This window comes from Mangrovibacter phragmitis (assembly GCF_040429585.1).
In the GTDB taxonomy this organism is placed as follows: domain Bacteria; phylum Pseudomonadota; class Gammaproteobacteria; order Enterobacterales; family Enterobacteriaceae; genus Mangrovibacter; species Mangrovibacter phragmitis.
The window spans coordinates 949,941-969,034 of record NZ_CP134782.1; the positions used below are offsets into that span (position 1 = coordinate 949,941).

The 19,094-nt window shown below is 49.4% G+C and carries 18 protein-coding genes, 1 tRNA gene and 1 pseudogene; 4 read left to right on the top strand and 16 right to left on the bottom strand.

Features of this window, described 5'->3' with window-relative positions:
- The first annotated feature begins 90 nt into the window (after window positions 1-90).
- A complete protein-coding gene (pepT, locus tag MPHASIOC01_RS04465) occupies window positions 91-1,320 on the top strand; it encodes a peptidase T (protein WP_353614040.1) in 1,230 nt (409 codons plus the stop codon).
- A gap of 48 nt (window positions 1,321-1,368) precedes the next feature.
- Here the strand turns inward: pepT and MPHASIOC01_RS04470 are convergent, their stop codons facing one another.
- The 8 genes from MPHASIOC01_RS04470 to rluE form a co-directional block, all read right to left on the bottom strand.
- Window positions 1,369-2,493 (bottom strand): cupin domain-containing protein, encoded by a 1,125-nt coding sequence (locus MPHASIOC01_RS04470; RefSeq protein WP_353614041.1) that lies wholly within the window; start codon window positions 2,491-2,493, stop codon window positions 1,369-1,371.
- An 86-nt stretch (window positions 2,494-2,579) separates the two neighbouring features.
- Entirely contained in the window at window positions 2,580-4,040 is a 1,461-nt protein-coding gene (gene phoQ, locus MPHASIOC01_RS04475) for a two-component system sensor histidine kinase PhoQ (RefSeq protein WP_064601313.1), read from the bottom strand.
- Window positions 4,037-4,711, bottom strand: a complete 675-nt coding sequence (phoP, locus tag MPHASIOC01_RS04480) for a two-component system response regulator PhoP (protein ID WP_064601312.1) — start codon at window positions 4,709-4,711, stop codon at window positions 4,037-4,039. Before phoP ends, phoQ begins: the two co-directional genes overlap by 4 nt.
- Before the next feature lie 265 nt (window positions 4,712-4,976).
- Window positions 4,977-6,347, bottom strand: a complete 1,371-nt coding sequence (purB, locus tag MPHASIOC01_RS04485) for an adenylosuccinate lyase (protein ID WP_064601311.1) — start codon at window positions 6,345-6,347, stop codon at window positions 4,977-4,979.
- Window positions 6,348-6,367: 20 nt separating this feature from the next.
- Window positions 6,368-6,997, bottom strand: a complete 630-nt coding sequence (gene hflD, locus MPHASIOC01_RS04490; protein WP_036108351.1) for a high frequency lysogenization protein HflD — start codon at window positions 6,995-6,997, stop codon at window positions 6,368-6,370.
- A gap of 33 nt (window positions 6,998-7,030) precedes the next feature.
- The gene (gene mnmA, locus MPHASIOC01_RS04495) at window positions 7,031-8,131 is read right to left on the bottom strand and encodes a tRNA 2-thiouridine(34) synthase MnmA (protein ID WP_064601310.1); all 1,101 of its coding nucleotides are present in this window, start codon (window positions 8,129-8,131) and stop codon (window positions 7,031-7,033) included.
- A 56-nt stretch (window positions 8,132-8,187) separates the two neighbouring features.
- Complete coding sequence (locus tag MPHASIOC01_RS04500; protein ID WP_353614042.1) at window positions 8,188-8,646, bottom strand: NUDIX hydrolase; 459 nt, start codon at window positions 8,644-8,646, stop codon at window positions 8,188-8,190.
- Window positions 8,647-8,662: 16 nt separating this feature from the next.
- Window positions 8,663-9,316 (bottom strand): 23S rRNA pseudouridine(2457) synthase RluE, encoded by a 654-nt coding sequence (gene rluE, locus MPHASIOC01_RS04505; protein ID WP_353614043.1) that lies wholly within the window; start codon window positions 9,314-9,316, stop codon window positions 8,663-8,665.
- A gap of 110 nt (window positions 9,317-9,426) precedes the next feature.
- Between rluE and icd the strand changes: the two genes are divergently transcribed.
- Window positions 9,427-10,677 (top strand): NADP-dependent isocitrate dehydrogenase, encoded by a 1,251-nt coding sequence (icd, locus tag MPHASIOC01_RS04510; RefSeq protein WP_064601308.1) that lies wholly within the window; start codon window positions 9,427-9,429, stop codon window positions 10,675-10,677.
- A gap of 98 nt (window positions 10,678-10,775) precedes the next feature.
- Here the strand turns inward: icd and MPHASIOC01_RS04515 are convergent.
- Window positions 10,776-11,369 (bottom strand): annotated as a pseudogene (locus MPHASIOC01_RS04515) (tyrosine-type recombinase/integrase); the annotation flags it as partial.
- A 653-nt stretch (window positions 11,370-12,022) separates the two neighbouring features.
- Here MPHASIOC01_RS04515 and MPHASIOC01_RS04520 point away from each other — a divergent pair.
- Window positions 12,023-12,271 (top strand): GlsB/YeaQ/YmgE family stress response membrane protein, encoded by a 249-nt coding sequence (locus tag MPHASIOC01_RS04520; protein WP_353614044.1) that lies wholly within the window; start codon window positions 12,023-12,025, stop codon window positions 12,269-12,271.
- A 478-nt stretch (window positions 12,272-12,749) separates the two neighbouring features.
- A tRNA-Lys gene (locus tag MPHASIOC01_RS04525) sits at window positions 12,750-12,825 on the top strand.
- 15 nt (window positions 12,826-12,840) lie between these two features.
- Here MPHASIOC01_RS04525 and MPHASIOC01_RS04530 read toward each other — a convergent pair.
- The 7 genes from MPHASIOC01_RS04530 to MPHASIOC01_RS04560 form a co-directional block, all read right to left on the bottom strand.
- A complete protein-coding gene (locus MPHASIOC01_RS04530; RefSeq protein ID WP_353614045.1) occupies window positions 12,841-14,004 on the bottom strand; it encodes a site-specific integrase in 1,164 nt (387 codons plus the stop codon).
- Window positions 13,899-14,231, bottom strand: a complete 333-nt coding sequence (locus MPHASIOC01_RS04535; protein WP_353614046.1) for a helix-turn-helix domain-containing protein — start codon at window positions 14,229-14,231, stop codon at window positions 13,899-13,901. Before MPHASIOC01_RS04535 ends, MPHASIOC01_RS04530 begins: the two co-directional genes overlap by 106 nt.
- A 2-nt stretch (window positions 14,232-14,233) precedes the next feature.
- Window positions 14,234-14,425 (bottom strand): hypothetical protein, encoded by a 192-nt coding sequence (locus MPHASIOC01_RS04540; RefSeq protein ID WP_353614047.1) that lies wholly within the window; start codon window positions 14,423-14,425, stop codon window positions 14,234-14,236.
- The gene (locus MPHASIOC01_RS04545) at window positions 14,422-14,640 is read right to left on the bottom strand and encodes a TraR/DksA family transcriptional regulator (RefSeq protein WP_036108375.1); all 219 of its coding nucleotides are present in this window, start codon (window positions 14,638-14,640) and stop codon (window positions 14,422-14,424) included. Before MPHASIOC01_RS04545 ends, MPHASIOC01_RS04540 begins: the two co-directional genes overlap by 4 nt.
- A 35-nt stretch (window positions 14,641-14,675) precedes the next feature.
- Window positions 14,676-15,788: a RecT family recombinase gene (locus tag MPHASIOC01_RS04550; RefSeq protein ID WP_353614048.1), complete on the bottom strand. Its 1,113-nt coding sequence runs from the start codon at window positions 15,786-15,788 to the stop codon at window positions 14,676-14,678.
- A gap of 11 nt (window positions 15,789-15,799) precedes the next feature.
- Window positions 15,800-18,670, bottom strand: coding sequence for a RecE family exodeoxyribonuclease (locus MPHASIOC01_RS04555; protein ID WP_353614049.1), 2,871 nt, complete (start codon window positions 18,668-18,670; stop codon window positions 15,800-15,802).
- A 138-nt stretch (window positions 18,671-18,808) separates the two neighbouring features.
- Window positions 18,809-18,973, bottom strand: a complete 165-nt coding sequence (locus MPHASIOC01_RS04560; protein ID WP_353614050.1) for a YdaE family protein — start codon at window positions 18,971-18,973, stop codon at window positions 18,809-18,811.
- Window positions 18,974-19,094 lie beyond the last annotated feature (121 nt).

Here is a 19,094-nt window from a genome sequence, read left to right on the forward strand (position 1 = left end):
ATTGACGATTGCCCGGAAAAAGTGACCTGAAACAATATTTTGCTTTTATGGCTTCGTGATAATGAAACCACAGAGAGTGAGGGTGACTACATGGATAAATTACTTGAGCGTTTTTTGCAGTATGTTGTGCTGGATACGCAATCAAAGCCGGGCGTAAGGCATGTGCCCAGCACAGAGGGCCAGTGGAAATTATTGCAGCTGTTAAAAGCGCAAATGGAAGAAATGGGCCTGCAAAATGTCACGCTCAGTGAGCATGGAACGGTGATGGGAACATTACCTGCAAATGTGGCACAACCGGTACCTGCGATTGGGTTTATAGCCCATGTGGATACCGCGCCCGATGCCAGTGGCAAAAATGTGAATCCACAAATTGTTGAGGACTACCGGGGGGGAGATATCGCGCTGGGTATGGGCGATGAAATTCTTTCTCCGGTAATGTTCCCCGTGCTGCACCAGTTGCTGGGCCAGACACTGATCACCACCGATGGCAAAACGCTGTTAGGTGCAGACGATAAAGCAGGTGTGGCGGAAATTATGACGGCACTGGCTGTGCTGAAGGGCAAGAACATTCCTCATGGCGATATTCGTGTCGCTTTTACGCCCGATGAAGAAGTGGGCAAGGGCGCAAAACATTTCGATGTCGGGGCCTTTGATGCCCGCTGGGCTTATACTGTTGATGGCGGAGGCCTGGGCGAGTTAGAAGCGGAGAACTTCAATGCGGCGTCTGTGCACATCAAAATTGTCGGCAATAATGTGCACCCGGGGACCGCTAAAGGGGTGATGGTGAATGCGTTGTCGCTGGCTGCGCGGATCCACTCAGAAGTACCGGCGGAAGAAGCGCCGGAAACAACTGAAGGCTATGAAGGATTTTACCACCTGCATTCAATGAAAGGCACGGTTGAACGGGCAGATATGCAATACATTATTCGTGATTTCGACCGCAAACAGTTTGAAGCCCGCAAACGCCGCATGATGGATATTGCGAAAAAAGTAGGGAAGGGCCTGCACCCGGACTGCTATATCGAACTGACCATTGAAGACAGCTATTACAATATGCATGAGCAGGTAGCCGCGCACCCGCATATCGTTGAGTTGGCGCGCCAGGCCATGCTGGATTGTGATGTTGAGCCGGTGCTTAAACCGATTCGCGGCGGCACTGATGGTGCTCAGCTGTCTTTCAAAGGGCTGCCTTGCCCTAATTTGTTTACCGGTGGGTATAATTACCATGGTAAACACGAATTTATCAGCCTGGACAGTATGGAAAAAGCAGTCAGCGTTATTGTGAGAATTGCTGAACTGACCGCACAACGTGGGGAATAAAAACCCCGGCAGAACCGCGCGCACTATTTTGTGCGCGCGGTTGTTGTGTTATTCGGCTTCGAAATACCAGTAACCGCTGTTCACCAGCGCTGTCAGCATTGCCAGAAATGACGGGTCTTCCAGGGCATCACCCAGTTTATCTTTCCCAATTGTCAGGTTATCTGCCAATGCGAAAAGTGCCTGCTGGTTTGAGCTGTGCAGTTGCTCCCCATTGACGAACACCGCATCATTAATACGCAGCACACGTAACCCTCCCGGCCGGTTTAACTCTTCTCCCTGCTGGAGCGCATCGTACACTTCATCGCTTTGGTATGGCGGTTCCGGCGGTACAATCTCCAGTTCATGGCGAGACTGGCTAATAAATTCACCAAACCAGCTATTGAACTGGGTTTCATCATTAATCAGTGCCAGTATCATGGCACGAATGCCATCAAGTTCTGAGGGTAAAATCTCTGACGGATGAGCCCGGGCAGGAACATCGGGATCTTCAAATCGTTTACCGCCCAGTTCATGCTGCAATACATGGTCAGCAAACCCACTCACCAATTCCCGACCACTCGGAGCACGGAAACCGACTGAGTAGTTAAGTGCATTTTCCAGCGAATAGCCTTCATGAGGAAAACCAGGCGGAATGTAGAGAATATCGCCGGGCTCCATCTCTTCATCAATAATGGCTGTGAAAGGATCCACTTGCAGAAGGTCCGGGTGTGGGCAATGCTGCGCCATCGGCGTTTTTTCACCCACCCGCCAGCGGCGGCGGCCTGTTCCCTGAATAATAAACACATCGTACTGATCCAGGTGCGGCCCCACACCACCACCAGGTACCGAGAAAGAAATCATCAGGTCGTCAATTCGCCAGTCAGGTAGTGCGCGAAACGGACGCATTAATGCCGCACTGGGTTCATGCCAGTGATCAACCGCCTGAACCAGCAATGACCAGTTGGTTTCCCCCAAATGATCAAAGCTTTCAAACGGCCCGTGGCTGACTTGCCATTGCCCGTCATCGTGGCTGACCAGGCGGCTGTCAACTTCATTCTCCATTGCCAGCCCGGCTAATTCATCCGGTGAAATGGGGTCAATAAAGTTTTTCAGTGCACGTTTAAGCACTACCGGGCGTTTTTGCCAGTAGCGTTGAATAAAATCGGGCCAGTTTATATCTGCGTGGTATTCCATATATGTTCCTGAGGCGATGACCTTGGGCGGATTATAACGGATGATGGCGAGGATGCACGGTGAACTGTAACGTATTTTTAATGGGGTTACTCGGGTGCGGCACCATCCTGGCGGCGAAATAATATCCTCATTGACAGACCGCCAAGGTGGCTTTCTGCAAGGTGAATATCCCCATCATATTGTTCAACGACATCCTGAACAACAGCCAGCCCGACTCCCTGGCCTGGGCGCAGTGTGTCAATACGTTGTCCGCGCTCGAACACCCCAGCCCGCCGTGCTTCCGGAATACCTGGACCATCATCATCGACAACCACCACCAGGCCTTCATCGCAATGGCTGGCCCGAACTTCGACAAACTCCAGACAGTACTTACAGGCATTATCCAGCACGTTGCCCAGTACTTCCATAAAGTCGTTTTTTTCACCAATGAAAGCGACTTCCGGTGATATATCCAGCCGAATATCCACCCCTTTGATTTGATAGACTTTGTTGAGTGCCGAGGCCAGACTGTCCAGTAGTGGTGCTACCGGATGGAGTTCACGGTTTAGCAATACACCGCTGCCCTGAACACTGGCACGGTGCAGGTAATAACCAATCTGGCCGGAAATACGGCTGATTTGTTCGAGCATGATGCTTTCCGCCTGGCTGACATCCATTTTTTCTGTGCGCAGGGCACGAAGTGTGGATTGTAAAACAGCCAGTGGCGTTTTCAGGCTGTGGGTGAGGTCGGTAAGTGTTGTGCGGTATTTGTTATAGCGCTCGCGCTCTGATGTCACCAGGCGGTTCAGATTACGTACCAGGCTGGTCAGTTCGCGTGTCGTCTCAGGATTAAGGTGTTCACGGTGGCGGGATTCGAGTTCACGGACTTCGGTTGCCAGGGATTCAATGGGGCGCAAACTCCAGCGCGCGGCGAGCCAGAGCAGGGGAATAACCAGCAGTATGTTGGCAACCAGCACATACATAAACCAGTTCCAGACCTTATTTGCGCGCTTTAGCTCCACTGGAATGGCATCGACAACGGCAATAGTCAACGGTGGTAACGTAGCGGTTGCCGGATAGAGGTTAATGGCGACCGAGTGAGTTACGGAGGTTCTACTTTCATCGTTATGCAGCGTTTGTAAGACTTCCTGCATTTTGCTGTTATTACTCAGTAATGCCCGACTGGCACTCAGCGAGGATTCAATTTCATGGAAACCGTCAGATTTGAGCCACTCCGGGCGAATATTATCCTTTACCCAGGATACCGGGCGTTGTTGCCAGAGCAATTTGCCGTGTGTATCGTAAATCATTGCCAGTGTTGGGCTTTGTTCATTCAACGCAGGGGGAAAATCAACTGACAGTTTACCGTCCCTGAAGTGGGCAAACGTGTAATACATATTGCTTTCGCCACGAAGCAGGCGGAAAGTATTTTTATCAAAACTGACTGTATAACCGGCGATAGCGACAAAACCATAGGCCAGCGACAGTATAGTGACGACCGCCGCTGTTGCCAGCAAAAAACGCAGGCGCAGGGAAAGGGGAAATAACCATGTGTAAACGCGTTTCATGGTGCCAGTTCAAAACGGTAGCCCTGGCCTCGTACCGTGATAATGACTTCACCAGCATGCTGTGACTGAATTTTTTTACGTAACCGCCCCATTAGTACATCAATGGTGTGGCTTTCTCTCAATTCTGCATCCGGGTACAGTTGCAGCATTAATGCTTCTTTACTGACAACCTTTCCATTATTGCGAATTAACATTTCCATAATGGTATATTCAAAGGCGGTGAGCTTGATAAGGATGTCGTTAATGGATAATTCGCGACGAGACAAATCAAGGTGAAAAGGTGCCAGTGTAATCACCTGTGACGCCAGCCCGCTGTTTCTGCGCATTAATACCTGCATCCTGGCGACCACCTCTTCCAGGTGGAAAGGTTTGGTCACATAGTCATCCGCTCCAGCGCCAAGCACTTCGACTTTTTCTTGCCAGCTCTCGCGCGCCGTAAGTACCAAAATAGGAAGCGTGATATGTTCGTTACGCCAGCGGCTAATCATTGATACACCGTCTTCATCCGGCAGACCAAGGTCAACAATAGCAATATCCGGCACATGCTCTTTCAGAAAGTAATCTGCTTCTTTAGCATCTTCTGCTGCGTCGACCTGGTGGCCCAATTCACGCAACTGAACTTTCAGGTGATGGCGTAATAACGCGTTATCTTCCACAACCAGTACGCGCATTGATAATCCTCATAACTTCACATAATCAGCCTTGCTCTTTTCACCATTTTCGCACATATGGTGAATTTATTGAAACAGCTTGATTGCAAAGCAGCCCGGTAAAAATAATGGGGAGATTGTACGTGGCCTGGTCAGTAGTGCAGGGTGATTAGTGTAACTATTTGCTGAAATTGGTTCAGTGAAGCGAAGAGGTAGATAAATATGAGTTATAAACGCCAGTGATGAAGGGTGAACGCCACCCGTTGGCAGCGTTCACCCGGAGGGGTTATTTCAGGTCATCCACCATTTGAATGGCGCGGCCAATATAGTTAGCCGGAGTCATCGCTTTGAGACGAACTTTTTCTTCTTCCGGTAATTCCAGACCATCAATAAACTGTTTCATCCCTTCGGCGTCCACTCGTTTGCCACGGGTTAACGCTTTGAGTTTTTCGTAAGGCTGTTCAATGCCATAACGGCGCATTACCGTCTGGATGGGCTCCGCCAGCACTTCCCAGTTGTGATCCAGTTCTTCCAGCAGGTGGTCGCGGTTTACTTCCAGTTTGTTGATGCCTTTGAGCGTGGACTGCCAGGCAATAAGCGCATAACCCACACCTACACCTAGGTTACGTAACACGGTGGAGTCTGTCAGGTCGCGTTGCCAACGAGAAACCGGGAGTTTGCTGGCCAGATGTTGCATAACTGCATTTGCCAGGCCCAGGTTACCTTCTGAGTTTTCAAAATCAATAGGGTTAACCTTGTGTGGCATGGTGGATGAACCAATTTCACCGGCGATAGTTTTCTGTTTAAAGTGGTTCAGCGCGATGTAACCCCACACATCCCGGTCGAAATCAATCACAATGGTGTTGAAACGGGCAACACAGTCAAACAGTTCGGCAATGTAGTCGTGCGGTTCAATCTGCGTGGTGTACGGGTTCCACTGGACTCCCAACGAGGTGACAAATTCTTCGCTGAATTTATGCCAGTCGACATCCGGGTAAGCAGCCAGGTGAGCATTATAGTTACCTACCGCACCATTAATTTTACCGAGGATTTCTACCTGCTCTAACTGGCGGTACTGGCGCTCCATACGGTAAGCGACGTTAGCCATTTCTTTACCAATGGTGGAGGGTGTGGCAGGTTGACCATGGGTACGCGATAACAGTGGAATATCGCGGTATTGCTGTGACAGGTCTTTAACCGCATCGATAATTTTACGCCACCACGGCAGGATGACTTCAGCGCGCGCGGTTTGCAGCATCAGTGCGTGGGACAGGTTATTGATATCTTCAGATGTGCAGGCAAAGTGAATAAATTCAGAGACAGCATGCAGTGCAGGGACTTCACTGACTTTTTCTTTCAGAAAGTACTCCACCGCTTTAACATCGTGGTTCGTCGTGCGCTCAATCGTTTTGATTCGTGCCGCGTCTTCTTCATTAAAGCTGGTAACGATATTGTTGAGGAAATCGTTTGCGTCTGCATCAAAAGCAGGAACTTCCTTGATCGCTGTGTGTGCGGCCAGCTTCTGCAGCCAGCGAACTTCGACCTGGACGCGGAATTTCAGCAAACCGAATTCACTGAAAATAGCGCGCAGGGCGCTGACTTTATCGCCGTAGCGTCCATCAACGGGGGAAACGGCGGTCAGTGAGGATAATTCCATCAGTAGTAACTCCTGAGAGGTTAACATTGAGCAAGAATTTGCCGTGCCTGTGTGGACAGGCGATTTCGGGAAAACATGAGTTGCAGGCGGCTACCGCCTGACTGGCGCCACAACACAGCAGCGCGGATACCGGCGAGCAGTGTGGCGCGCACTTTCGCCTGCACTTGTGCGCTTTGCAGCACGGCAGGTGAGCCGGTAACCTGAATGCGCGGCCCCAGTGGGCTGATAACATCCACATAAATACCGGCCATCGCGCTTATTAAGGTATCGGACATGACATCAAAATGATCCAGTTGGCGTTGCAGCCCCTGAATACGTTCACCGAGGGTGTTCAGCGCATTCGCGTTTGCAGAGAGCTTTTTCTCCAGTACCACAAGGCTCAGGGTATAACGCGTGATATCTGCGACGATACCATGGCGCTGGCCTGCGTTAAGTACACCCAGCAGCGCTTCAAGGCCTGGCTTTAGGTTGGCTTCCTGACCACCATATACTGCAAGCATAGACGGTGGGTTCAGGTCGAGCACGCTGTTTAGCGAGACATGTAACGCATCCGTGTCACAATGCCCCTGGTGGGCAAGCTGTTGCACTAACATTGCCGCCTGGCTGACGCCCGCAAGCGCCAGTGTGATGTCATGATATTGCTTAGCCACGCAAACTCCTTTCTTTTGTGCAGCAGGAATGATTTACAGAGGAATACGTTGTTCAATTATCCCACCACCCAGGCAGATTTCTCCGGTGTAAAATACCGCAGACTGACCGGGGGTTACCGCAGCAACCGGTGTGGCAAAGCGCACTTCAATCCGGTTTTCATCCAGAGGGATAACGGTGCAAGGGATATCTTCCTGGCGATAGCGTGTTTTCACTGTGCACTCTACAGGTGCAGAGAGTGGTTCACGAGATACCCAGTGTAACTGCTGAGCAACCAGCCCGGTGGACATCAGCCGTGGGTGTTCATGGCCCTGGGCCACAATCAGAATATTGTTGGCGACATCTTTATCCACCACATACCACGGGTCTTCGCTACCTTCTTTTGTACCACCAATCCCCAACCCTTTACGCTGACCGAGCGTGTGGTACATCAACCCCTGGTGTTGACCTATTTCATCACCATCAACGGTGATAATTTTCCCTGGTTGTGCGGGCAAATAGCGGCCAAGGAATTCACGGAATTTACGCTCGCCAATAAAACAAATACCGGTGGAGTCTTTTTTCTTCGCAGTGACCAGATCCAGCTCTTCAGCGATTTTACGGACTTGTGGCTTTTCCAGTTCACCTACCGGGAACAGGCTTTGCGCGATTTGTTCATGGCTCAGAGTATAGAGAAAGTAACTCTGGTCTTTATTGCTATCAAGGCCACGCAGAAGCTGGCTTTTCCCGTTGACATCAGCACGGCGTACATAGTGACCCGTTGCGATATAATCGGCACCGAGATCTTCTGCAGCAAATTCCAGGAATGCTTTGAATTTGATTTCTTTATTACACAAAATATCCGGATTTGGCGTACGACCTGCTTTGTATTCAGCAAGGAATAACTCGAAGACATTATCCCAGTATTCGGCTGCAAAATTGACCGTATGCAGTTCAATACCGAGCTTATCACAGACGGCCTGTGCATCTGCGAGGTCTGCAGCAGCCGTGCAATACTCCTCGCCATCATCTTCTTCCCAGTTCTTCATGAACAGGCCTTCCACCTTGTACCCTTGTTGCAGTAACAGGTAAGCGGAGACGGAAGAGTCAACACCGCCGGACATCCCGACGATTACTTTTTTCTGGCTTTCTGGCATGGAGATACTCACGACTATCAACTTCGAAGCGGCGTATTCTAGCACGCGCCGAACCGTTAGGCATCCTTTGTGAACGGCCAGTTAAAAGCACCCAGTAATGCCAGCGGATAACGTTCGCCTTTGCGGTAGCAGTGCAGGCTTTCTGCAACCAGTGGTGAGCGCAGATTTGTGGCTCGCAATAAGGTTCGTTCATCCACCCACAGGCAGCGGTCAATATCACTGTCGTGGGGTTCTGTTGGGCATATTGCAGGCAAATCAATAGCGAACAGAAAACGTAAAAACGGTGTGTTATCCGGTGCTATCCACTGGTGCAGTTGTAAGAAATGCTGCGGTTGCGCAATGATACCGGTTTCTTCATACAGTTCGCGTTCTGCGGCTTCAACCAGGGTTTCCCTGGCTTCAAGGTGCCCGGCAGGCTGGTTCCAGGTGGCTTTACCGCGCACTTTTTCCTCAACAACCAGGAATTTATTCTCTGCCTGAACAACACAGGCAACCGTAACATGGGGCTTCAGCATTATTTTTTCCTTATATTCAGACTGGTAATTCCCGCCATTCCCCACAGGGAATATTTTCCAGCGTGTAAGGCCCGATCGCATAGCGGATCAGGCGCAGCGTAGGAAAGCCAATATGTGCTGTCATACGGCGCACTTGCCGGTTACGGCCTTCACAGAGCGTGATTTTAAGCCAACTGACTGGAATAGATTTTCGCTCGCGGATAGGGGGCGTACGCGGCCAAATCCATACGGGTTCAGTAACAATTTCCGCCCCGGCGGGCAAGGTTGGGCCGTCTTTTAGTGTAACGCCATTACGCAGGGCTTCCAGTGCAGCTTCATCAGGTTCACCTTCCACTTGTACAAAATAAATTTTACTGGTTCGCTTGCCTGGTTGCGTTAATGTCGCCTGTAATTTCCCATCGTTGGTTAACAACAATAAACCTTCGCTGTCACGATCCAGACGCCCGGCTGCATAGACGCCCGGTACGGAAATATAGTCTTTCAGGGTCTGGCGACCGGCGTCATCGGTAAACTGGGGGAGTACATCATAAGGTTTATTGAAGAGAATAAGCCGTTTTGGACCACCAGTTTTACTATTTTTGGCGCCTTGTTTGGAGCTGAATCGTTTAACCTGGGGATTTCTAAAAGAAGTTTTATTCATGGTATTTTCAGGTAAGGTTGATTCACGCATTATAACGTAAACATAAGTGCCTGGCATGGCGTAAAACATTCAGGTAGTATTGACGCGCCATTACAAATTATTAACAAAAGAGTAACCAGAAGCGCTCGAAGGAGAGGTGAATGGAAAGCAAAGTAGTTGTTCCGGCGGAAGGTAAAAAGATCACCCTGCAAAATGGCAAGATTGACGTGCCAAATAACCCGATTATTCCATTTATTGAAGGTGACGGTATCGGGGTGGACGTTACGCCAGCAATGCTGAAAGTGGTCGATGCCGCTGTCGCAAAAGCTTATAACGGTGAGCGTAAAATTTCCTGGATGGAAATTTATACCGGTGAGAAATCTACCAAAGTTTATGGCCAGGATGTCTGGCTGCCACCTGAAACACTTGATCTGATTCGCGAATACCGTGTTGCCATCAAAGGACCTCTGACTACTCCGGTTGGCGGCGGTATCCGTTCCCTGAACGTTGCTTTGCGCCAGGAACTGGACCTGTATGTGTGCCTGCGCCCGGTGCGTTATTACCAGGGCACGCCAAGCCCGGTAAAACACCCTGAACTGACCAACATGGTTATTTTCCGCGAAAACTCCGAAGACATCTATGCCGGTATTGAGTGGAAAGCCGACAGCGCAGACGCTGAAAAAGTTATCAAATTCCTGCGTGAAGAAATGGGCGTGAAGAAAATTCGCTTCCCGGAACACTGCGGTATCGGTATCAAACCTTGCTCTGAAGACGGAACCAAACGCCTGGTGCGTGCTGCTATTGAATACGCAATCACAAACGATCGCGATTCCCTTACGCTGGTGCACAAAGGCAACATCATGAAGTTCACTGAAGGTGCCTTTAAAGACTGGGGTTACCAACTGGCTCGCGAAGAGTTTGGTGGTGAACTGATTGATGGCGGACCGTGGATGAAAATTAAAAATCCGAACACTGGCAAAGACATTATCGTTAAAGATGTCATTGCTGATGCCTTCCTGCAACAAATCCTGCTGCGTCCGGCAGAATATGATGTCATCGCTTGCATGAACCTGAATGGTGACTACATTTCTGACGCTCTGGCAGCTCAGGTTGGCGGTATCGGTATTGCTCCGGGTGCCAACATTGGTGATGAATGTGCACTGTTTGAAGCAACACACGGCACCGCACCAAAATATGCAGGCCAGGATAAGGTGAATCCGGGTTCTGTGATTTTGTCTGCTGAGATGATGCTGCGCCACATGCAGTGGTTTGAAGCCGCTGACTTAATCGTTAAAGGTATGGAAGGCGCAATCGCTGCCAAAACCGTAACCTACGATTTCGAACGTCTGATGGATGGCGCTAAACTGCTGAAATGTAGTGAGTTTGGCGACGCGATTATCGCGAACATGTAATCTGCATTGCAGGTTAGTGAAGAACGGGAGCCGGTGGGTTCCCGTTTTTTTATGGCTTCGAAAATTCTTCCCCAAAACGTTTCCCCAAAACCCCTCCGTCAAGACCCCGTTTGGGTGTCGATCACCAGCCAGTCTTTTCCCCGGTCATCGTTATATTTATCGGTCATTTTACGGGACTTGTGACCCAGCAGTTTTTGGGTATTAATTCCCTGTTCGCGATAAAGGCGTTCAGCCAGGGAGCGTTGTTCGTGGAATGTCGGTGGCGTTCCATTTTTCCATTGAAGACCGCTTTTATCCCGGGCATTACTGAAACCGGAGGTGATGGTTTTTTCGGATACGGCACCACCCCGTTTAGCCTGAGAGGTTGTGTGATGGCGGTGGATAATATGCGGACTCAATATTTTATCCCTGCACCGTACTATTACCTGCTCAAGGGTAGTATCTATTGCATCACATTTAAGACTCAGGGGAATAGCTAATTTAGTCCCGGTTTTACTTTGCTCAATGTGCAAATAACCATCCCATATATCACGGAATTTCATTCGGGCAATATCACCAGGCCGTTGGCCGGTAACGAGTGCAATAAGCATCGTATTTTGAATATAGCGGGGCATGCCATTCGCTGTTTCGAAAATAACTTTCCACTCTTCTATATTGAGCCGCTCTCGTTGAACTTTATTCCCTGGCTTTTCGTTGCCTTAACCGGAAAGCAGCATCTGGCCACCTCGATGGGTAAATCCCTTGAAGCCCGGGGTAAAACGGAACTATCGCTACCGTTTTGGCGCTAACCCAACTTCTGCCAACCAGAACAACGGGGGAGTTGAACCTGCATTGTTGTCAACAATACCGCCTAATGACCGCTTTGGAAGTGTGGCGGTTTACTTGTTAAGGATGAAGTTAACTTCGGTGACCGGGTATACATACATTCTGTACTAAATGGCAAATGAAAAAAGCACTGTGTCTTTCGTATCCGACCACCCATCAAGAGTATAACGAGGTATTATCCAGTGTGTCGTCAATGTTTATTGAATAGAATATTACAATATATATGGTTATAATTATATCATGGTCTGAGTTATTTAATGGGGTAAATATGCATTAATGAATGATTCGGTGAGAGGGTTATGAAAGAATAAACTTCTTATATATGAAAATATTTATTTTACTTGATTTAATTGATTGGTCGTCATGATTGGAGGTATTAAATGTTGTTGTTAATGTGTATGGGATGAATCCTATTTTTACAAAAAATTAATCGGTTGAATGTAATGCGGACAATTATTTTTGCAGACTGTGCTATGCTTATTTTTCCTTGTGAATGACCAGCGAATGAATGGAGAAAACTATGGGAATTATTTCATGGATTGTGTTCGGGCTCATAGCAGGTATCCTGGCGAAGTGGATTATGCTTGGTAAAGATGGTGGTGGCTTTATCATCACTGTTATTTTGGGGATTATTGGTGCCGTAGTCGGTGGCTGGATAAGCACATTCTTTGGCTATGGTAAGGTTGATGGCTTTAACGTCGGGAGTTTTGTAGTTGCAGTAATCGGTGCACTGGTAGTGCTTTTTATCTACCGAAAAATAAAAGCATGACAATCTCTTTGCATTCAGAATCTCTTGAGGCCGCATCTGCGGCCTCTGTCATATTTACCCATGCTCCTGGCAACAGCTGACAACATGTTGATTTCTGCTGCTGATTTTAGTGCTCTGAGAGCCAATGGCATCGATATGTATCAGCGGTGACTTCCCTGACTTCATTATATAACGGGTATGTTGATAATGTTGTGCGCCAGTTGATTGAATCTCCGATTTCTTACTGACCAGGTAATAAAGCACATTATGTGCAAACGGGTGATTAATGAGCGATTTAGTTTATTTTGAGTATTAATTGAACATTTTTACATGGATTTGCTCATAAAATGGTCTTGCTTGATAAATGGTTTAACATTAACAGCGGGCATAAACATAAGTATATAATCCCATGCAATTAAAAAGGTTTTTTTATTACATATTGATGTTGCGACGTTGTCATCAGAAGAGTAAATTTTTGCCTCGAATTAGTTTCCCTTATGGGCTGTTAGCTCAGTTGGTAGAGCAGTGGACTCTTAATCCATCGGTCGCGGGTTCGAATCCCTCACAGCCCACCATTGATTTTCAATGGGTTACAAACATCCTCCTTTTGTCATTTTTTCCGAGTGGGACAAATTTGGGACATCCTCTCCCAGAATCGCATCAATTTTTTTTGCGTGTTCGGCAAGATGGTTAGGTGCAAGATGTGCATAGCGTCTTACCATTTCGACTGACTCCCATCCCCCCATTTCCTGTAGCACTGATAACGGAACACCTGATTGTATTAACCAACTTGCCCAGGTATGCCGTAAATCATGGAAACGGAAATCTTCAATACCTGCACGCCGACAGGCAGAGCGAAACGCTGTTTGATTATCCACCCGCATTCGCCTGACTTGCTCTGTTTTTGTTCCATCAGGGCGGGTTCCGCTCTGTGTGTGTACAAATACCCAGCGGTGATGCTTACCTATTTGCTCACGAAGTATCTGACATGCTGTATCATTCAGGGCCACCCCTATAGCCCTGTTTGATTTGCTGTCTTCGGGATTTATCCAGGCCCGTTTGTCCTGCATGTTTATCTGTCCCCACTCAAGTGACAGGATATTTGAACGACGCAGACCTGTTACCAGTGCAAATCTGACTACTGACCTGAGCGGTTCAGGGCATTCATTGATTAGCCGCTGTGCTTCATGCGGCTCAAGCCACCTGATCCTTTTATTTCTGGCTTGCGGGATTTTTATCGTGGGCGCTTTTTCCAACCACTTCCATTCCCGCTCTGCTGCCCTAAGAATCGACTTTATCAGTGCCAGGTGCCTTGCCTTGGTTGATATCGATACAGGCTTGCTTTTATAAGGAGGAATTTCTTTCCCTAACTTTTTTGCTGTTAATGCACGTTGATTCCATCGTCTTTCATCAGATTTATTCGTCATATTACTTATGGCTGAATAGATTCTTGCCTCCGTGACATCTTTTATTCGTACACCTTCAAAGTGCTCTAACCAGAAAAGCATTCTGCTTTTATCAGTATCAAGCGACTTCTTGTCCACTTTCTCTTCCAGCCAGCGAAGACAGGCTTCTTCAAACGTTACGTCAGGAAAGTCACCCAGACGGTTTACCCGCCATAGTTCTGCTTTCCGTTTGTCGTGCAGCTCTAATGCCTGCCTTTTGTCCGTTGTGCCAAGAGACTCCTTAATTCTTTTCCCGCCCGGGAGCGAGTACGACCCGTACCATGTTTGACCTCTGCGGAAGACTGACATTTTTTCACTCCTTGTATGTCATCACCCGCGCTCACAGGAACAGTATGCAGCGGTGCACGTATTGCCGCAATGCAGGCTTCCCGGGTAGTGAGGTACGGTGATTTTATTTTTGTTGGATCTTTACGCGTTGCCTGTAGCCGCCCGGACTTTATCCAGGCGGTTGCTGTTGGTCTTGATATTCCAATAAATGCACAGGCTTCATCGAGTGTCAGACTGTATTGCTCCATACTCACTCCATCGGCTTTACACTGGACAGAATCAAGCGGCGTTTTGTCAGTGGAGCACCACATCGGCGGCCAGTGAATTTGTCATAAGTTTCATTTCTGCCGGCGCACCAGGTAGTCGCTGTTTCACGTAACTGGACCTTCTTTTCTCCATCTTTTGTGATGATGGTGCCGGTATGCGTTTTAGGTTGACTCATGCTGCACCCACCTTACTTTTACGTTCGGCAATTTCCTTGCAATCAGCACACATCGTGCAGCCCGGAACGGCGATGCGCCGGGCTTCGGGAATCAACTCACCACATTCCACGCAGTGCGTAGCTGATACGGCGTTACGGTTAATACGGGCGTTGGCTATTGCCATGGTGATAGTGAACTCAGCGCGTGCGTTTGCTTCGTCGATAATTTCTGCCATGTTCATTCCCGGGAGGTTTCCCTCCCGGCTCCGTATCAGTCAGCGATGTATTCCGGGCGCATATCGGCCAGGATGATAGTGAACTGATCAAACAGTTCGTCGGTGAGGTGGCGCTTAGAACTGGCAAGCAAGTTTTCAGCTTTGCCGAAAGCATCACTGGCACCGGGTTCGCCCGGGTTAGGCAGTGAGTTAATGGAGGCTTCCAGCTTGTTGCGGGCATCGACCAGGTAATAACGCTTCACTGCCTTGTTTTTCAGCTCGGTAAACAGGGCGAAGCCCAGTACTGATTTTTGAGATTCAATATCTGCCCGGACAGCCTTCGCCTGGTCCACACTGCCGGCATTTTCAATCCGGTCACGAAATTCATCAGCGATTGAATCAATGTTGCCGGTGGACTCTTTTGCGCTGTGAGTGATTTCTGCGCCGCCAGTGATCTCAGCAACAGACATGCGCTGTACTGGTGCGGGGTTAATTTCCTTCTCTTCGCGATAAGAGAGGTCATCTGCATCCTGAAACCCCATTACGGCTGCCGGGCAGTATGCTTTTGACCAGTCTTTTGTTGCCAGATAAAGAATCTGTTGCTTCGGTTTTGTAACCCACAACGGGGAGTTTCTTATGGCGACACTCGCGAGATATAACGGCTCACCCCAGGTGATTTCTGTTTCGCCGCGAATGATTGCGCCCGCGCGGATATATAAACCGTCCTCATCTTCATCAGACCAGTCACGAACTCTTTCCGTTTTTTCATACGACCCTTTGCTACCTGTCTTTGTAACGGTCACATCCTTGCTGCGGATGCACTTTGACCAATCGCCACCGTACTCATAATGAAAACGCCCACGAATAGCCCCGGAACTGGAGAGAATCGCACTAATAAGTTGAGCCTCGTAGCCAAGCTTTCCGCCAACGAAGAAGGTTTTTTGTGCAACAGCATATGGATTCATTCCCCATTGCATTGCCTGCATTACGATAGCCATGCAATCAGCCGGCTTTCCTACCAAATGGTCAGGGACCGCAATGGTTGCATCTGCCATTAGGTTGGCAAACGCTGTTAGTTGCCCAAGCGCCTGAACATTGAAAACAGAGTTCGTGGCAGAAACTGTGTTGGGAGCTTGCTGTTCAGCCATTACGATATTTGTGTTTTCCATGAGTTTTCCCCTTATGCAAGGCGCAGCGCTTCAAGGCGGCGCAGGTCAAAATCGTTCAGTTCGTCGGTGTAGTCTTCAGTGACAGGTGCCGGCCATTCGCCAGTATCGAAGCCGTGGGCAATGTCGCGCATGGTTTTGCGGTACTCCAGCATGCCCAGCTCCAACAATTCTGCAGACGCTTCGATGATGGCAATCCAGTGGTAACCCTCGTCCTTATTGATGAAAATCCAGAAAAACTGGTCGAGGCCGGCTGTTTCGCAATACATCGCTGCACTCAGGTGGTAATCGCGTTCAATGATTTCCCGGTGGAGTTTGGCGCGAATGGCTTCACGCTTGATATTCCACATGCTGATAGTCTTCAGGTCGGCACCAATACGGACGCTGTTCATATCAATTTCGAGGTCCGGTCTTACGCGAATTTCCAGCCCGGTTTCTTCATCGATACCGAAGTAGCTGACTTCAACTGCGCGGTCTGGGTGTTGCAGCAACTTGCCAGCAGTAGGGTGGCTGAACAGTGCCTGCTGCATCTGCAGGGCGGTTGCGTACTGCTGGCGGGTGACCAGAATTTTCCCTTCGGGATTATCGCGCCAGGCATCCAGCAGTTCGTCGGCAAACACCGCATCGGGGTTAACCGATTTTACGGCAGCAATCATGTCGGCTTTGGTACCGGATACTTTCAGTGGTGCGGGTTTCTGCGCTTCCTGAGCGACCAAATCCGGATTGATAATTGCCAGTTGCTCAAGCAGCGCATCACGGCTGCCGTTGGTTTTTACCTGAGCGGGCAGAGTGCTGTTGTATTCTTTGATGCAGGCTTTCATTGCTGCGGCAGTCTGTTTCTGGCCTTCTTCAATGCGCTGGAACTCGACTGGCAGAGACATATAGCTTTGCCCGGTTTCTTCAACAGAGCCGCCAAGAGATACCTGAGCGGGCAGGGTGGCGTTGTACTCTTCCAGTAGCGCCTTGATGTCGTCTGCACTCAGTTGCGCCGGCAGGCTGGCATTGTGTTCATCGATAAAGGCACGGATAGTCGCCGTGGTGGTAAATGCACCTTCCGGGATTTCCGGCTCAATGCTGAACTCAGCCTGCAGGTTTTCAGGCTGCAACGCCAACCCATGCACCAGGTTGCCCATATCCAGAACTTTGGATCGCTCTTTCTGAATGGTTTTTGATACGTGGCGGGCATCGAAGTACATCAGTGATACCCGGGCATCTTTTACCTGAGTGCTGCTGATACCATTCGCTGCGTGGTAAACCTCATTAGGCAAACCTTCGTAACGGCCAGGCTCGAAGTAAGCCGGATATTCAGGTTGAGCCTCTTCCCGGGTAGTCTCCTGCGTTTCATGTTGAGCAACCTGCTTTTCGACAGCCATTACAGCAGCCAGGCCTTTCGTTGCTTCGTTGAATGCGGCAGCCGCCTCTGGAAAACTTCCGGTGCTCAGGGTATTTGCTTGCGCATCAACTTCATCAGCGCTTTCATTTTCTGATACCTGAGCACTACTCGTGACTTGGTCGTGGTGAGTCGTTTCCATCGGCACATTGCTGGTGGTCTCCTGAGTGGTGGATGTGGCCGCCAGGCCGTCTATGGAAAATACGCCATTACCCAGGCTGGAAACCTGAGGCTGGTGCGCTGATTCTGCGCGTGATTTGGCTTCACTCATGATTTGACGTGTGGCAACTTCCATTTCCCCGGTCACTGTCTCCAGTTCCTCTGCGGGGCGTTTACCTTCAATTACATCGAGTGCGACAGATGCCTGAGGTATATGGCGGGCGGCAGCCAGCACTTCGGCTGTTGGTGTCTCGTGTTTGAACTCTGTCAGGTTTGCGACGATGTAGCTCTGCAGGTTACCCGGGAAATTATGAAGACCTTCATCTGCGCTGCGGATAAGGGCAAAAATCGCTGCCCGGGAATAGTCCAGGATGCCTGGCGTTCTACGCAGGGCTGCGGACCATTCTTTGAATGGGCTTTCTTTTTTGGATACGACTTCTTTGGAGCGGCGGAAAACGCTGCCCGGGATGTCATAGATATCAAAATCCATTGGCAGGGTGGCCAGAGCAATTTCGATGTCCAGTGTGTCCAGTGTGTGAATCAGGTCAGGGTTGCGGTCGGTTTTGTTCCCGCCACCCGCATTAAGACCAGCATCAGTACGCTGAATCGCTGCAATATGATTACCTTTGGCCCACTCATTGGTGAGAATGCCCCGGTCGATGTTCTCGGTCTTACTCCAGGTCTCAATAAACTGCCGAACGTTGCCTAACTCCGGGACTTTGCCATCGGTTGGCCATATACGCTTGATTGCAGAGGTGAGTTGCCAGATGTCATATTCTCTGGCTTTCTGAATGTCTGCGACGCAGTTGACCGCTAATACCAGGTTCTGGACATAGGTATTGTCCGTGTCCATTTCCAGTTTCAGCACTTCGCGTTTTTGTTCAGCCGTGATGTGGTAGAAATACTCGTCACCGGCCAGAAACTCCGCGATAACTTTGTGACGGAATGGCAGGGTGCAAACAGAGATAAGTTCAGGCAAATCTTCATTGGTTGCCGGTACATCCGCCTGTTCATTGATTACGGTGTCGGTTTGCCCGGTGTTAACCGTGTTATCTGCAGTAGGGATTTTGTGCCATGTCAGGCCATCATCACCCAGTTGGTAACGGGTGCTCCAGGTATAATCCACTGTGTTTTCTTCCGGCAGGTCGTCATAAACCGGCAAGTCGGTGCGGATCGGCTTCTGGTAATCTTTACCACGGCCCGTTTCAATCCCGGCTTCTTCCAGCTCAACATCGAGCTGCAGGTTGGCACGCGCTTCGGATTTTGCAGTGAACCAAATCACTGCATCATCTTTGCCGGATTTCTGCGTAGCTTTAACTACATAGAAAAATTCCATGTGAGATCCTCTTTTTTGGATGTAAGATCCCCGGGCCAGAGATAGCGCCCATTGGGTGAACTTTGGTTTTTTGTTGTTTTCCGGTGGAACTTTGGTCGGTGTCACCGGACGTACAGGCCGCCTTGCGCGGCTTTTACGTTAGCCTTCGTGAGCCATCTGGTCGTATGAAGAGCAACGTTCAGAGCAATACTCTTTTTCTTTGCGCGCCAGCTGCGAGCCGTTGCGATAGAGAAGGGTACTTTTGACTACTTCCTCCGGTTTAACCGGCTTGCTGCAGTAACCACATTTCGTTGAGTTACACATCTGGATCCCCCTTTTGCGCCAGCAGGTAGCAGACCCGGCGAAGAATCACTTCGAAGAAGTTCAGCTTTACGGCCTGCTGTCGTCCTGGTTTGCGTGCGTAATCAATCATCGTGATCTCCTT